This window comes from Comamonas sp. CMM02 (genome assembly GCF_014851485.1).
Lineage (GTDB): Bacteria > Pseudomonadota > Gammaproteobacteria > Burkholderiales > Burkholderiaceae_C > Comamonas > Comamonas avium.
Genome location: NZ_JACUZW010000002.1, coordinates 126,515 through 140,595 on the forward strand (window position 1 = coordinate 126,515; position 14,081 = coordinate 140,595).

At 52.2% G+C, this 14,081-nt stretch carries 12 protein-coding genes, 1 tRNA gene and 1 pseudogene; 7 read left to right on the plus strand and 7 right to left on the minus strand.

What is annotated here, in order from left to right:
* Positions 1 to 2 precede the first annotated feature (2 nt).
* The gene (gene mutY, locus IB213_RS05760; protein ID WP_192405700.1) at positions 3 to 1,076 is read left to right on the plus strand and encodes an A/G-specific adenine glycosylase; all 1,074 of its coding nucleotides are present in this window, start codon (positions 3 to 5) and stop codon (positions 1,074 to 1,076) included.
* An 88-nt stretch (positions 1,077 to 1,164) separates the two neighbouring features.
* On the opposite strand, the gene rapZ is transcribed toward mutY, so the two are convergent.
* Genes rapZ through IB213_RS05775 form a run of 3 tightly spaced genes read right to left on the minus strand, consistent with a single transcriptional unit; the run spans position 1,165 to position 4,654 of the window.
* Positions 1,165 to 2,070 (minus strand): RNase adapter RapZ, encoded by a 906-nt coding sequence (gene rapZ / locus IB213_RS05765; RefSeq protein ID WP_191724084.1) that lies wholly within the window; start codon positions 2,068 to 2,070, stop codon positions 1,165 to 1,167.
* A 17-nt stretch (positions 2,071 to 2,087) separates the two neighbouring features.
* Positions 2,088 to 3,749 (minus strand): DNA repair protein RecN, encoded by a 1,662-nt coding sequence (gene recN, locus IB213_RS05770; RefSeq protein ID WP_192405701.1) that lies wholly within the window; start codon positions 3,747 to 3,749, stop codon positions 2,088 to 2,090.
* Between the two features lie 2 nt (positions 3,750 to 3,751).
* Positions 3,752 to 4,654, minus strand: coding sequence for an NAD kinase (locus IB213_RS05775; RefSeq protein ID WP_192405702.1), 903 nt, complete (start codon positions 4,652 to 4,654; stop codon positions 3,752 to 3,754).
* A 29-nt stretch (positions 4,655 to 4,683) separates the two neighbouring features.
* Between IB213_RS05775 and hrcA the strand changes: the two genes are divergently transcribed.
* From hrcA to IB213_RS05800, 5 genes are all read left to right on the plus strand, one after another.
* A complete protein-coding gene (gene hrcA / locus IB213_RS05780) occupies positions 4,684 to 5,691 on the plus strand; it encodes a heat-inducible transcriptional repressor HrcA (RefSeq protein WP_192405703.1) in 1,008 nt (335 codons plus the stop codon).
* Between the two features lie 52 nt (positions 5,692 to 5,743).
* A tRNA-Ile gene (locus tag IB213_RS05785) sits at positions 5,744 to 5,820 on the plus strand.
* A gap of 104 nt (positions 5,821 to 5,924) precedes the next feature.
* Positions 5,925 to 6,992 carry a site-specific integrase gene (locus IB213_RS05790; protein ID WP_192405704.1) on the plus strand — a complete coding sequence of 356 codons (1,068 nt, stop codon included), beginning with the start codon at positions 5,925 to 5,927 and terminating at the stop codon, positions 6,990 to 6,992.
* A gap of 434 nt (positions 6,993 to 7,426) precedes the next feature.
* Positions 7,427 to 8,140, plus strand: a complete 714-nt coding sequence (locus tag IB213_RS05795) for a hypothetical protein (protein WP_192405705.1) — start codon at positions 7,427 to 7,429, stop codon at positions 8,138 to 8,140.
* A gap of 335 nt (positions 8,141 to 8,475) precedes the next feature.
* Complete coding sequence (locus IB213_RS05800; protein WP_192405706.1) at positions 8,476 to 9,219, plus strand: hypothetical protein; 744 nt, start codon at positions 8,476 to 8,478, stop codon at positions 9,217 to 9,219.
* Between the two features lie 664 nt (positions 9,220 to 9,883).
* On the opposite strand, the gene IB213_RS18225 is transcribed toward IB213_RS05800, so the two are convergent.
* The 3 genes and pseudogenes from IB213_RS18225 to IB213_RS05810 all read right to left on the minus strand — a co-directional run bounded on the left by IB213_RS18225 (position 9,884) and on the right by IB213_RS05810 (position 10,896).
* On the minus strand, positions 9,884 to 10,207 hold the full coding sequence (locus tag IB213_RS18225) for a hypothetical protein (RefSeq protein WP_255501833.1): 324 nt from the start codon (positions 10,205 to 10,207) through the stop codon (positions 9,884 to 9,886).
* 267 nt (positions 10,208 to 10,474) lie between these two features.
* A pseudogene (locus tag IB213_RS18370) lies at positions 10,475 to 10,648 on the minus strand (helix-turn-helix domain-containing protein); the annotation flags it as partial.
* Positions 10,648 to 10,896: a DNA-binding protein gene (locus tag IB213_RS05810; protein WP_225560995.1), complete on the minus strand. Its 249-nt coding sequence runs from the start codon at positions 10,894 to 10,896 to the stop codon at positions 10,648 to 10,650. The pseudogene IB213_RS18370 and the gene IB213_RS05810, both read right to left, overlap by 1 nt.
* 89 nt (positions 10,897 to 10,985) lie before the next feature.
* On the opposite strand from IB213_RS05810, the gene IB213_RS05815 reads away from it, so the two are divergent.
* Positions 10,986 to 11,888, plus strand: coding sequence for a hypothetical protein (locus IB213_RS05815; protein ID WP_192405708.1), 903 nt, complete (start codon positions 10,986 to 10,988; stop codon positions 11,886 to 11,888).
* Between the two features lie 128 nt (positions 11,889 to 12,016).
* On the opposite strand, the gene IB213_RS05820 is transcribed toward IB213_RS05815, so the two are convergent.
* The gene (locus IB213_RS05820; protein WP_192405709.1) at positions 12,017 to 14,011 is read right to left on the minus strand and encodes an ATP-binding protein; all 1,995 of its coding nucleotides are present in this window, start codon (positions 14,009 to 14,011) and stop codon (positions 12,017 to 12,019) included.
* Between the last annotated feature and the right edge of the window lie 70 nt (positions 14,012 to 14,081).

Here is a 14,081-nt window from a genome sequence, read left to right on the forward strand (position 1 = left end):
CCTTGAGTTCCTTGCTTCCTTCAATCGCCACGAACGTGGTTCAGTGGCAGGCCAGCCATGGCCGCAATCATTTGCCTTGGCAGCAAACGCGCGATCCTTACCGCGTGTGGCTGTCTGAAATCATGTTGCAGCAAACCCAGGTCAGCACGGTCTTGGGTTATTACGACCGCTTCTTGCAGCAGTTCCCCGATGTGGCCAGCTTGGCGGCGGCCCCAGAAGACGAGGTGATGGCGCTGTGGAGCGGCCTGGGCTACTACAGCCGCGCGCGCAATTTGCACAAATGCGCCAAGGCAGTGGTGGCCGAGCATGGCGGCGTGTTCCCACGCAGCGCCGCTGTGCTGGCTACGCTGTCTGGCATTGGCCGCTCGACGGCGGCGGCGATTGCCTCGTTTTGCTTTGCAGAGCGCGTGGCTATCTTGGATGCCAACGTCAAGCGCGTGCTGACGCGCGTGCTGGCCTATGGCGAAGATTTGTCCAGCAGCCGCAATGAAAAGGCCCTGTGGCAGCTGGCCGAAGATTTGTTGCCCACGCACGATCTGCACAACGCCATGCCGCGCTATACGCAAGGTCTGATGGATTTGGGGGCCACGCTTTGTGTGCCGCGCAATCCGTCGTGCCTGGTGTGCCCGCTGCAAACCCAGTGCCGGGCGGCGCAGCACGGCAATCCGCAAAGCTATCCGGTCAAGACGCGCAAGACCAAGCGCAGCTCTCAGGCGTGGTGGCTGCTGGTGCTGCGTGATGCCGCAGGCCATGTGTGCTTGCAGCGCAGGCCGTCCAGCGGGGGCGATACAGGGATCTGGGCAGGTTTGTTCAGCCCGCCGGTCTATGCCAGTCTGGCTGAGGCGGGTGCCAGCCTGCAGTCGCTCGATCTGACCGTGGTGGCGCGACAGGACTGGCCCGCGCAACTGCATGTATTGACGCACCGAGACTTGTTTTTGCACCCGGTGGTGGTGGATGTGGCGGGTGTGCTGCCTGCATTGCCCCCCGCATTGGCGGACTGGGGCTGGCACGCTGGTGCAGCCTGGCCGCAGCTGGGTTTGCCAGCGCCAGTGCGCAAGTTGCTGGAGTCTTTGTAAAAAAGGAGCGCTTAACGCTTATGTACAAAGGCTTTCAGATACTTTGGTATCTGAAAGTTAGTCCTAGTAAGCGCTGGTAGCTCTCTTTTTAATGGGATACGGCTGTGATGGCAGCCCAGGCCCGGCTGTCCATCTCACGGTGGCGGCGCAAGGTGGACCATTGGCTCTGGTAGCGCTCGGCCAGCTGTTCGACCAGGTACACCGAGCGGTGCTGCCCGCCTGTGCAGCCAATGGCCACGGTCACATAGCTGCGGTGGTTGGCGTTGAGCACCGGCAGCCAGTGGTCCAGAAATTGCGCAATATGCGTTTGCATGGCGGCTACGTCGGGCTGCTGGCGCAGAAAGCTTTGCACGGCTTCGTCTTTGCCAGTCAGCGGGCGCAGCTCTGTGTCGTAATACGGATTGGGCAGCATGCGCACGTCAAATACGTAGTCAGCATCGACTGGAATGCCGTGCTTGAACCCAAAGGACTGAAACACCAGCGTCATCTGGTTGGCTGGTGCCTTGAGCAGCGCTTTGACGTAGCTTTGCAGCTGTGAGCCGCGGATGTTGCTGGTGTCAATGACGTGGGCGTGCTCACGCAGATCACCCAGCAGCTCGCGTTCTTGCTCGATGATTTGCATCAGCGCCTGGCGGCCATCGGGGGTTTCAGATTTTGAGAGCGGGTGACGGCGTCGTGTCTCCGAAAAGCGGCGCACCAAAGTGCCGGTGGAGGCATCCAGAAACAGCACATGCAAATGCAGGCCCGAGGCTTTCAGCCGCTCCAGCTTGTCCAGCTCACGCGGCAGGTTGGGCAGGCTGGTGGCGCTGCGTGCATCAATGGCAATGGCTACGCGCTTGCCATGGTGCACATGCTGCAGTCGCACAAAGTCTTCCAGCAGTTCGGGCGGCAGATTGTCAACGCAGTAATAGCCGGCATCTTCCAGAGCGTGCAAGGCCACGGACTTGCCAGAACCAGACATTCCGGTGATCAGCACAATTTCCAAATCTGTCATTTCTGCCCTCTGTGTTGTCAGCCTATCTCTTGCGTTGCCTGCACCAGCATTTCACGCGCATGGGCCATGGTAGTGGCTGAGATTTTTTCTCCGCCCAGCATGCGCGCAATCTCCCGCTCACGCTGGCTGGTATCGGTCGGGGTGACGGTGCTGCTGGTGCCTGCTTTGTCACGTTTTTTGGCCACCACATAGTGATGGTCGGCGCACGCAGCCACCTGCGGCAAATGGGTAACGGCGAGCACCTGGCGGTCTTTGCCCAAAGCGCGCATCAGCTTGCCGACGGTCTCGGCCACGGCTCCGCCCACGCCAGAGTCGACTTCGTCAAAAATCAGGGTGCCAGCATGACCCAGCTCACTGGTGGTGACGGCAATGGCCAGCGACAGGCGCGAAAGCTCACCCCCCGAGGCCACTTTCCCAATCGGTTTGGGCGTGGCACCGGGGTGGCCAGCCACTAAAAATTGCACGCTGTCCAGGCCATGCGCGCCGGGCTCGGCCAGCTTGTCCAGCTGCACTTCAAACCTGCCGCCTTGCATGCCCAGGCCTTGCATGGCCTGGGTGATGGCACGCGAGAGCTTGGGCGCCGCCTTGGCGCGCTGCTGCGACAGTGCGCGTGCCGATGTCTGAAATGCCTCTTGCGCTTGTTGCTCGGCTTTGCGCAAGCGGTCAATGTCAACAACCGCATCCAGCTGGCGCAGCTCTTCGCGCCACGACTGCAGCAGTGCAGGCAGCTCTTGCGGGGTGCGCTTGTAGCGGCGTGCCAGCTGCATCCACAGCGACAGGCGCTGGTCTAGTTCGGCCAGTTTCTCGGGGTCTAGCTCGGTGCGGCGCAGGTAGATTTGCAGCGAATGCTGGGCATCGTTGATCTGTGCCAGACTGGATGCCAGCACATCGGCAATCGCCTGAAACTCGGGCTCCAGGTGCTCGTTGTCCTGCAGCATGTCCTGCGCACGCCCCAGCGGGCTGCTGATGCCGGCTTCATCGTCTTCCAGCAGGAAGAGCGCGTTCTGTGCAGTTTCCAGAAGTGCCTGCGCGTGCGACAGGCGGGTGTGCTGGGTGTTCAGCTCGTCCCACTCGTCCATGCCGGGGTTGAGCTTGTCCAGCTCGCCAATCTGCCATTGCAAACGCTCGCGTTCACGCTGCAGGGTGTCTTGCGCGGCGATTGCGTGCTCCAGGTCTTTGGAGGCAGCGCGCCACGCTGTCCAGTGTTGGTGCAGGCCGTGGGTGGAGACACCCGCATAAGCGTCCAGCAGCTCACGCACGGCGTCGGCGCGCGTCAGGCTCTGCCAGGCGTGCTGGCCGTGAATATCCAGCAACGCTTCACCCAGTGCGCGCAACTGGGTGGCTGTGGCCGGCGCGCCATTGATCCAGGCGCGGCTGCGGCCCTGTGTGTCGATCACGCGGCGCAGCAAGAGCGTGTCTTCCAGCGCAAAGCCGCCTTCCTCCAGCCAGGCATGCAAGTGGGCGGGGTCATCAAACTCTGCGCTGATATCGGCCTGCGTAGCACCTTCACGCACCACACCAGCATCGGCGCGGCTGCCCAGCGCCAGCTGCAGGGCATCAATCAAAATAGATTTACCTGCCCCGGTCTCGCCCGTCAGCACGGTAAAACCTGTGTGCAAATCCAGATCCAGCTGCTGCACGATGACAAAGTCACGCAAGGTGATGCGTTTGAGCGCCATGGTCAGTAGCCCCCTTCGTTCCAGCCGAGTTTTTTGCGCAGCGTTGCGAAGTAGTTCCAGCCTACGGGGTGCAAAAACCGCACGCTGTATTCAGAGCGGCGGACAAAAATACGGTCGCCATGCAGCAAAGAGGCCAGCGACTGCATGTCGAAGTTGGCGCTGATGTCGCGCCCACTGACCACTTCCATCATCACTTCGGTCTGGTCCGACAGCACGATGGGCCTGTTGGACAGCGTGTGCGGTGCAATCGGCGCCATCAGCCAGGCGGGAATCGAGGGGTGCATCAGTGGCCCGCCCACCGACAAGGTGTAAGCCGTAGAGCCTGTGGGCGTGGCCACAATCAGTCCGTCAGCACGCTGGTTGGACAGAAACTGTCCATCAACCTCCACACGCAGCTCCACCATGCCCGACGTGCCGCCACGGTTGACCACCACATCGTTCATGGCCAGTGCCTCAAAAACCGTTTCGCCCTGACGCACCACGCGCGCGTGCATCAAGGGGCGGGCTTCCTGTTCGTATTGGCCCTGCAGCATGGGCAGCAAGGCCTGTGGGTAATCATCCAGCGGAATATCGGTGACAAAGCCCAGGCGGCCCTGGTTAATACCAATCAAGGGTGTTCCATACTTGGCCAGTTGGCGGCCAATGCCCAGCATGGTGCCGTCGCCGCCCACCACAATGCCCAGATCGCAGTGCTGGCCCAGGTCATCGACAGGCATGGACCGAAAACTATGGTGCAAGCCGGTTTGGGTGGCCGTTTCTTCTTCTAAAACCACCTCGCAGCCCTGCTGTTGCAGAAAACCTGCAATCTCAAAAAGGATTTGGCGAGACTGCTCGGTGGCAGCACCAGAGGCAGAAGGAGACTGGTATTTGCCAACCAGCGCTACGTGGCGAAACTTGGACGTCATAACGGAAATTACATCATTAAAATCATCACATGCTCGATGAACGTTCCAAGTTGTTGTTGAAAGCGCTGGTCGAGCGCTATATCTCGGACGGCCAACCTGTAGGTTCGCGTACTTTGTCGCGCGCCTCAGGCCTGGAATTGTCACCTGCGACCATTCGCAATGTCATGTCGGACCTGGAGGAGCTGGGGCTTATTGTCAGCCCCCACACCTCTGCAGGGCGCATTCCCACTGCCCGTGGCTACCGCTTGTTTGTAGACACCATGCTCACGGTGCAAAGCGGCGGGCTGGTGGCCCCCGAGCTGGTTGCAGAACAACCACAGAAGGTGATTGCCAACGCGGCGCAGCTGCTGTCCAACATGTCGCAGTTTGTGGGCGTGGTCATGGCACCGCGCCGCAGTTCGGTGTTCAAGCACATCGAATTCGTCAAACTCTCAGAACGGCGCGTGCTGGTGATCATCGTCTCGCCGCAGGGCGATGTGCAAAACCGGGTGATATTTACAGACGCAGAGTTTTCTGCGTCGCAACTGATTGAAGCCTCTAACTTCATCAACGCCAACTACGCAGGGCTGGATATTGAGCAAGTGCGCGAGCGCATCAAACAAGAGGTCGACCAGCTGCGCGGAGAGGTGGCCAACCTGATGCAGGCAGCCGTCAACGTCAGCGCAGAAGTGATGTCGCAAGCCCCCCAAGAGCAAGTCATCATCTCTGGCGAGCGCAATTTGCTGGCCGTCAGTGATTTCTCCAGCGACATGGGCAACCTGCGCCGGGCCTTTGAGCTGTTTGAACAAAAAACCCAGATACTGCGCCTGCTGGACTTCTCCAGCAAAGCCGAAGGCGTACGTATCTATATTGGCGGCGAAAGCCAGGTCGTGCCTTTTGAGGAGCTGTCGGTGGTGAGCGCCCCGTACGAAGTCGACGGCCAGATTGTGGGCACCCTGGGCGTGATTGGCCCCACACGCATGCACTACGACAAGATGATTCAAATCGTGGACATAACGTCCAAGTTGGTCAGCAATGCGCTGAGCCACCACCGCTAGCCGTTACAATGCGAAGGTTTCTCTGGTCCTAGCGGGCCGGGGAAGTCAGGTTGGGGCGTTAGCTCAGTTGGTTAGAGCAGAGGACTCATAATCCTTTGGTCGTCGGTTCAAGTCCGCCACGCCCTACCATTAAATTCAATGACTTAGCGAATTGGCAGCGCTAGTCCTACGGTCCAAAGGTACAAATTCAGTACAGTGCTCAGCGAGTACGGTGCAATTTGAGGATCATTTCTATGCCTACTATCGTCAAAACGCCTTCCGGAACATGGAAGGCGGTCATCCGAAAAACCGGCTGGCCTTCGACGATCAAAACTTTCCGCATCAAACGTGACGCTGAAGATTGGGCGCGTCGCACCGAAGATGAAATGGTGCGTGGTGTCTACATCCACCGCAGTGGATCAGAACGAACTACGGTCGAGGTCGCACTGAAGCGCTATCTCAGCGACATCACTCCAACGAAGAAGCCTTCAACTCAAAAAGCTGAGCATACGAAGGCCAAGCAGCTCATTAAAGGCTTGGGAAAGTATTCTCTTGCTGCCTTGTCTGCAGATGTCTTGGCTGGTTATCGAGACGAGCGTTTGGCTACTCTTACGTCGCGTGGTGGCGTGACAAGCAACAACACCGTACGGCTCGAGCTTGCTTTGCTCAGTCACCTATACACAGTCGCTATTCAGGAGTGGGGGTTGGGGCTGACATTCAACCCGGTGCTGAACATTCGAAAGCCCAGTCCTGGAGAGGGACGAAATCGTAGGCTTCAGCCTGGGGAAGAGCGGAAGTTGATGGCGGCGGTTAACAGTCACAGCAATCCAATGCTGGGCTGGATCGTAACCATAGCAATTGAGACAGGAATGCGCTCTTCAGAGATTACAAGTCTGCGCGTGTCGCAGGTCGATCTTGGGCGTCGGGTAGTCCGCCTTCTAGACACCAAAAATGACAGTGCGAGGTCTGTGCCACTAAGCTTAAGGGCTACGGAAGCATTTCGACAGGCATTAGCGAATGCTGTAAGGCCAGGCGATACCGCATTGGTGTTCTTTGGAGAGCCAGGTCGTGATGGGACCCGCAGGCCCTATGAATTCAATCGAGTTTGGACAGTTTTAAAGACGAAGCTGGGTTTGAAGGACTTGCGGTTTCATGATCTGCGCCATGAAGCAGTTAGTCGACTGGTTGAGGGTGGGTTGAGTGATCAGCAGGTTGCTTCTATAAGCGGACACAAGTCGATGCAGATGCTTAGGCGCTATACGCATCTGAGAGCAGAAGATTTAGTAGCTGAGTTGGATTTAATCAAATCTGCGCGGATGTAAGAGACGTGAGTTTTCCAGTTTGAGAAAACATTCTTTTTATCGTCTCTATGTCATGCAATTGAGCATCACAGGTTCTGTAGTGCTTAATTCATCTTAAAAGACTGCTTTCGACCGAGGCTGTGTGAAAACTCGTCCAAGCTTAAAATTCAGGGGTATTCTCACTATTACCCTGCTAAAGAAAAACGCATACAGAGCGATCTGAGAGGTCATTTTTTTACCGAGGTCAGTGCGTAATGCGTTTTCACACAGCCAAGAGCGGACGATCCTTTCATATTCAGATTTTTAGATTAGTCTAAACGATAGCAAAAGATTTATCCTAATGAGTTTGATGAAATAGCATCTGTTTATGCGATAAATCTTTTCCAGCAGCTTGCATAACTTTTTAAGTTACAATTACAAACAATAGATTGAAAATATTATTTGGAGAATTATTAATGATGGAAGATTTTTGGACAAATATTAAATTGCGAGAAATTATATCCAAAGTGTCTATTAGTGACATCATTGCATTCTGCGCGCTAAGCGTAAGTGTTTTTGGTTATCGCCAACAAAAAAAAGGAAATGATACTTTCAAAGAAAGTCTAATGTCGGATGCCTATAATAAATCACAAGAATTCATCAATTCATTAAATAATATAGAAAATTCTTTGTTTTCGGTATCGAGGTTGACCATAGGGGGAATTAACATTACACCTGATTACGGGAAATTTTTGGAGTATAGAACCAAAGATCGGTTTCGTGAGGGCGTAATCCATAGGATGAAATCATCACAACGTGCAGGGGAATCAATATGTAGAAATGTTAACGCTCTCATGAGGCTCGACTCTGAATTAGGAAAGCTTAGCTACTACTTATCTAAAAAAAATAATCAAACTCTAAAAAAATTAATGGATCTAGGTCTGCAGATTGACGGCTCAATACAAAGGTATGTGAAATTTGTTTTTGATTATTTTGATGATGAAGAGCTTTGCACGGGAATGAGATTAAGTAGGCATATCATCCCAAATAACGAGATGTCAATAAAAACCATATTGGAGAATGAGCTAACGAACTCTTTAAAAGAGATATATACAATGTCCGATCAATTGTCAAAGATCTGTCAAGAATTAAATAAAAATAAGATCTCAGATCTTTATCAATATAAGTAGAATTTTAACAAGCCTCATCCATGAGGCCAATAATGGCGTGGTTCGCATTAATAAACTTATTAATCCTGCTTGGGCCTCTAGCCCTTATTCCATTAGGGCAGGAGGTTCTTGTTTCTGCAGTCGGTGTCCCGGGCGCTCATGGTCGTTTTTGTTCGGATTTAATCACTAACCTCCTTGGCCAATCAGGGACTGTCACAGTTCGTTAAACAGCGGACAGTCGATCATTGGCTTTCTGAAGCCGTCGAGTTTTTAGGCTTTCCTGTCATCCCATTCATAAAGCTTTTTATCCAATCGACGCCCGCGTTTGATTTCTGCTTTAATTTACTTGGATTTTTATGCCAACCAGTTTTCGTGATCCTCTTGTCAAAGCCATGAAACGCGCATGTGAAGATATGCTTCGATTCTCGGGTGAGCCTGCTAAACGACTAAATGCGGAGTATCTATTTACCGTTGCCGTCGCAAAAGAAATTGATGGCTTGAACGGATACTATGGAGATCCGTATCGTATTCATTTGGAAAAGAAGACTCGAGAATTCGCACAAGATTGCCTGCTTCCCGTAAAATTTGGAAATCCTTTGCGCAAGGGTAATACCTCTATTCGAAATGGGACACCCAAAATATCCAGAAATGGCCGTATAGATATCTCGGTTTATGAGGATATTTCAAACAACGGTTATCTGGGTCATCAACCGATCTGCGCTATCGAATTAAAGGCCTTCAATCCTGCAAGAGCCCTTGTGCTGGAAGACCTCAAACGAAATTTAGAATACTTTTCAATAAAAGGAAATACCGGAAGCAGTGTGCTTGGCTCAACCCTGTTTGGTGCCCTCCACGCTTGGCCTAAAGTTGGAACTGAAAGCGAAGAGGAAATAAAGGCTGAAAATCTTAGGAGTACGTATGTAAATTGGCTTTCTGAGCTCACCCAAACTCCAGAAATTCGTAAGACGGTTTCTGTCCATCGGATTAGCCAAGACCTAATGGGTGAAGTAATAGATAATGGTGAATATCAAGAGATAAATGCGGATACTATCCATAACTTCGTAGGTGTTGTAGTGGAGTTCTGCGCAAGTGGAATATAAGAGTCATTCAAGTATGTCCACTAAAGTGAGCCGCTTAACTCCAATATTAGTGGTCGTCTGCTCTGGACCGAGGCCGTGTGAAAACTCGTTTAAGCATCAAATTAAGGGGTCTCACCCTTGCCTCGGTCAAGAAAAACGCATACAGAGCGATCTGAGAGGTCGCTTTTTTGCTGATGCCAGCGCTCGATACGGTTTCACACAACCTCGGTCGAAAGCTGATGCTCGTTAGCTCCATCGAAAATTAGGAAATTAATTTACAGATGGCATTAAATACATTTTCTATAAATATCTAGAACTAATTTTCTCTAGTGCATGAACATCCTAATTTATTTTGAATTTCGTCGAGCCTAAGGCGAGTAAGGGGAGGTGATGGAGGCAGAGTAGCGAAGCTGCGCAGGCCTACAGCACACATCTTGCCATCCAGTGTTGTCACTATTCAGGCACTCCACTAAGGTTGGCAGGGCCTTTTTTTGATATTTTGCATTCTTGCGCGTCAGTTTGCATTTCTGTGCATTAGTTTGCATTTCTGTGCATAGTTTTGCGTTGTTGTGTGTAGGGCGCTGTTTTTTGACCTTTGGTTTTAAATAAATTTAATAATATTTTGATATTTCATTGAGGTTAATTGATTTCTGCTTGGTAGTTTTCTGTTGATTTTTATAATTTTCTAAGTTAAGTGAATGTATTTCTTTAATATATCGGCTATTGAGGTTTGATATTCACTTTTATTTATAGTTTTGTTGCTATTGATGTTTTTTATCTTATTTTTTGAATAATATGGGTTGAACTCTCCTTTTTGGTGTTTTGAAATTAGTCCTCTTAGATATCTAATTGGAGTCGTTTTTATCACTCCTGGTTTTCTCATCGCTTCATTTACTTCTGCAAAGAGCGCATCTCTGGTATCTGGTGCCATCGCTTTTAAAAGCTGTTTTGCTGTTCTCAAATCGTCTTCTGTCCATACCAGCCGGGGAGGGGTAACAGACTTATCCACAACTTGTTTCCGTACTACATAGTTAATTGATTCTTCTGTATGTACTTCTTGGGGTGACATAGCTGTGTCACCACCACCCTGACACAGCTGTGTCACCCCCGGGGTGACAATTTGTCGGGGTGGGGGTGACAAATTGTCAGGGTGGTCTGGGGCTTGCTTGATGTCGGATTGGGTGGTTTGGGGAGGCGATAAACGGTAGTTGTTCGACGTCTGCTGACCGTCTGCTCTGAACCGAGGAGTCACGACTAGCCAATGGTTCGCTTCGAACCTTTTAAGGGCGCGTTGGATTGTTCTCGTACAAACTCCGCAGTACTTGGCTAAGAGTTCCACACGTGGATAGCAATCACCTTGTTCATTCGCCATCGAGCACAGCGCAAGGAAGATCAACTTCTCGACAGGCTTGAGCTCCAGCTCAAAAACCCACTTAACCCGGTTGAACATCACATGCCTGCACGGTTCAGGTAGGCAGCTACTTCTGCTGTTTTGAAATACACGCGCCTGCCAATGCGAATGCGTGCGTTTTGAAAGCCTCTTGCATATGGTTGCGATGAGTTAAGTGCAACGCGAAGTCCTTCTGGGCTGCGGTGAAGCAACGCTGCAAGCTGAGGAATGTTGAGAAGAGGTCCGTAAGTTTTGGTTAGAGATTCTTCCAGTGCACTTATCTGAGCCTTTGTTTCCGGAGAGTCCATTTGCTATTCCTTCGAATGATTCCGATAGGTAGCGAAGTTATTGGAATGTTGTTAAATTGAAAGCAATGGAATATGACAAATAAGTTGACATGAGTTCCACAGCAATGGCGATGTCTCAGCAAAGCAAGATTTACGTGCGGGATCGGTGCCCGGCTTACGTCCGAGATGCCATAGCTAGTTTTGAGCGCCAATGCACACCTTCGTATACGACAGGTTCGCGCCGCTACTCGATCTGGTCTTTGGTGCGCAACGTACTCGATGAGCCTTTTAGGCGAGCCTTGGCGGAACACCAAATTGATCATCTGATTTCTTCTCCGCTGTCGACCTGGCTTCACATGGGGCTAGCTCCAAACGAGCGCGGTGTTCGATTGAGTCGATTGTCTCGGGCACGCTCAACTCTTCAACGGCTCCACTCCGGTCAAGCGGAAGCCTTTGCACTTATCGAGGTTGCCTACGAAATTGGCTTGTTCGTGCACCTCAAGAGGCCGGAGAAATCAGTTGGACCATCAGCGGAGAAAGCTACTAAGCCTATCAATTTTTCTAGGGTGCAGAGTCCAGACTATCCGTTCTGCGAGCTGTGCTGGAGAAATACCATGAAGGCGTGTGCTCTTGAGACTGGTGCTGAGTTGGCTGTCTTTGCCAGTGCACGATTTTGTGAGGATCACAACCCAAAAGATCCTTCATCGCGATATCGATCTGACCATCGGAATCGAACGAAGTTCAGGATAGCCATTGATGACTTCTGGAAGTCTTGGCGAGCAACGTCTTTGGGGGTAAGTGTGATTCCAAGCGAGTCTGAGGCTCGCTACGCGGCTTACTGGAAGGTCCGCGGGGGTTGGTCGCCACGGGTGCAAAAAATGCGGCAGATGGCCGAAATGGGGCTTTCTGGTGCGGAGATAGGCAGACATTTCGGCGTAAGCCGTCAAGCTGTTAGCAAGGCGTTGAGGCTTGCTGGCGAAAACGAGCTGTCTAGGCAGCAGTCGGTCTTGTAGACACCGACCTAAGGTTCTAGAAGCTTATCGGATTGATGTTCCCAAGCATCGAGTCATAGAGTTTCTTGATGGAATCGAACGCATCTGACCTCGCTTGCTTGCGCAAGCGGGCTTTCCTCAGACCTTCCTCAGGCAGCCAACTTTTGCATGTCGTCGATCAGCTCAAGTCGCGAAGAGTCGGCGTAAGTGTCGCGCTTTAACTTAAGTGCATCAATCATGGCGTGGTTAGTCAGCAAAAAGTTGTCTAGCAACGTATACCAGCTGAGAACGAAGCGCTTCATTTGTGGATCGTCGCTAACGAGACCAGGCAAGCCCTTGGCGACCTGGCCCTGCATGCGACTGCGAATTTCCGTATCCATTTCCGATATCTTGCGTCCGATCAAAATGAGCTCGAAGTGCATTGCATCGCTACTGGCAAACTCTGCGTGCTTTTTGATGAGTTGTGCATAGCCATCGAGCTGCTGGAGATGCTTGTAATTGAGCGCGAGGCTTGGTCGCTTGATCTCCACCACGATACAGCGATAAATTTTACGACCCATCGAGTCATGGTGTAGAACCTTGCGTGCGAGGAATAAATCCGGTTGTTTGTTCGCGCCCTCGACGGCTGTAGGTTCATCTGCGTCCAAGTCGTCTAGGGAGATCTCGTCAATCCCCTTGACCGCGTCTCGGAGCGATTTTGCAATCTTGGTAAACGTGTCTTCCTCCGCGCCAAGCGTTTCGTATGAACTACCGAACAGCCACGTGTTTGCCTCGATGATGCCCTGCAGATCGGGAGTTTCAAGCGTCTCCATATAGTGGTCGTTCATGAGTGTTCGCAGTTTTTCGGCTACTTCGTGTCTACGGCGAAGGACTTCAATGGCCGACACAATGCTTTGTAGCGACACGCTCTTCAGCTGCTTGGCAAACAGCTTAGTCGATACGTCGTCGAGCTCTAGAACGCTGTTGAGTACCTCGAAGATAGCGTCGTTTTCGCTTGAAACCGCTAGCTTGTCGAGGAGCCGCACGATGATCTTTTTCTGCTTCTGCTTAAGTGATTTCAATACCGTCGGATCGGCGGTGTAAATAGCACGCAGGATGCTTTTGGTGTTCTCAAATCGCCAGTTCTTGTAATCCTCGGGCAGGCCTGCATAGGTCGGAAAAACGCCATCGGTAACGTAACCTTCAATCTCCCGCTCGAACTGCTTGCGCAGGAAGTCTTCATAGACAGAATTGGTGATCTTGTTGAGTTCGCGTATTACCTTTCGCCACGTCTCTGAATCGAAGCCCGTTGCGTCTGGGCTAGCCAAGTCACCTCCGGTCGGCTTGAAGGTATCAATCCACGTTGAGCTCACATAGATGCTGGTATGGAAATTTCCCTTGTGGTTGAAGGTACTCAGCTTCTTATCGACATTCTTGCCCGAGGAGTTCAAGAGGTATACGTATGATTTCTCTGAGCCTGGCCTGAGGTCCCAGCGAAGGACGGACACGTCAAAGTCATAGCCATCGATGGAAAGCTTGCGCTGGGTTAGGTCGTGCGATGGTACAGCTACCTCTGCATCATTAAGGCGGAGCCTCTTCATGGGGTTCAGGGCGAGAAACCAGCCGAACTCTATGGAAAGAAGGTTGTGAAGTTCGCAGATGGTCGGCAGTGCTGCATGCAGGTTGAGCAGTTCTGCGGTTGTGCCAGTCTTGCCTAAGTGCATCCTTGAGGGCAATGTCGATGGCTCTATTGATTGGCCTTCATAGTTCGTGAGCGACGTGCCGTTTACTTCGATTTTTGCGGGCCCCGAACCAGCGGAATTTGTCCACCAAACGGCCCGTTCGGCGAGCCTGTGAAAGGACAGTCGACCACGGCCATGCGAACCATGCGTTGTCACGTCCTCTTTTTTACTGGAGTCATTGAACCGGCCAAATGTATCTGCGTGCGTTTCAAGATCGATGCCTTCCCCATCATCGAAGATCTCCACTCTCGTCGCACCGCCCATCGACCCTTCGTCCACCAGCACTTCGACGTTTGGCGCTTTGGCGTCGAATCCATTCCAAGCTAGCTCGGCGATTGCACGCCACGGATCGGTGGTTCGAAAGTGTTTCTTGATCCCCTCGCCGTTGATCTCCGTCTTTCCTGTGATTTGTCGATTCGCCATGCTCAGTCTCTCTGTTGTTTTTCTCGTCCGTGCAAGGCACAGCCGAGTTCAACATGCAGTTTAGTGTCCT

Bases quoted from the DNA above. Each gene is read 5' to 3' on its own strand.
- IB213_RS05790 (WP_192405704.1), top strand. From the start codon at position 5,925: ATGCCTACTATCGTCAAAACGCCTTCCGGAACATGGAAGGCGGTCATC.
- IB213_RS05820 (WP_192405709.1), bottom strand. From the start codon at position 14,011: ATGGCGAATCGACAAATCACAGGAAAGACGGAGATCAACGGCGAGGGG.
- IB213_RS05800 (WP_192405706.1), top strand. From the start codon at position 8,476: ATGCCAACCAGTTTTCGTGATCCTCTTGTCAAAGCCATGAAACGCGCA.
- IB213_RS05775 (WP_192405702.1), bottom strand. From the start codon at position 4,654: ATGACGTCCAAGTTTCGCCACGTAGCGCTGGTTGGCAAATACCAGTCT.
- IB213_RS05810 (WP_225560995.1), bottom strand. From the start codon at position 10,896: ATGGACTCTCCGGAAACAAAGGCTCAGATAAGTGCACTGGAAGAATCT.
- hrcA (WP_192405703.1), top strand. From the start codon at position 4,684: ATGCTCGATGAACGTTCCAAGTTGTTGTTGAAAGCGCTGGTCGAGCGC.
- IB213_RS05795 (WP_192405705.1), top strand. From the start codon at position 7,427: ATGATGGAAGATTTTTGGACAAATATTAAATTGCGAGAAATTATATCC.
- recN (WP_192405701.1), bottom strand. From the start codon at position 3,749: ATGGCGCTCAAACGCATCACCTTGCGTGACTTTGTCATCGTGCAGCAG.
- rapZ (WP_191724084.1), bottom strand. From the start codon at position 2,070: ATGACAGATTTGGAAATTGTGCTGATCACCGGAATGTCTGGTTCTGGC.
- IB213_RS05815 (WP_192405708.1), top strand. From the start codon at position 10,986: ATGAGTTCCACAGCAATGGCGATGTCTCAGCAAAGCAAGATTTACGTG.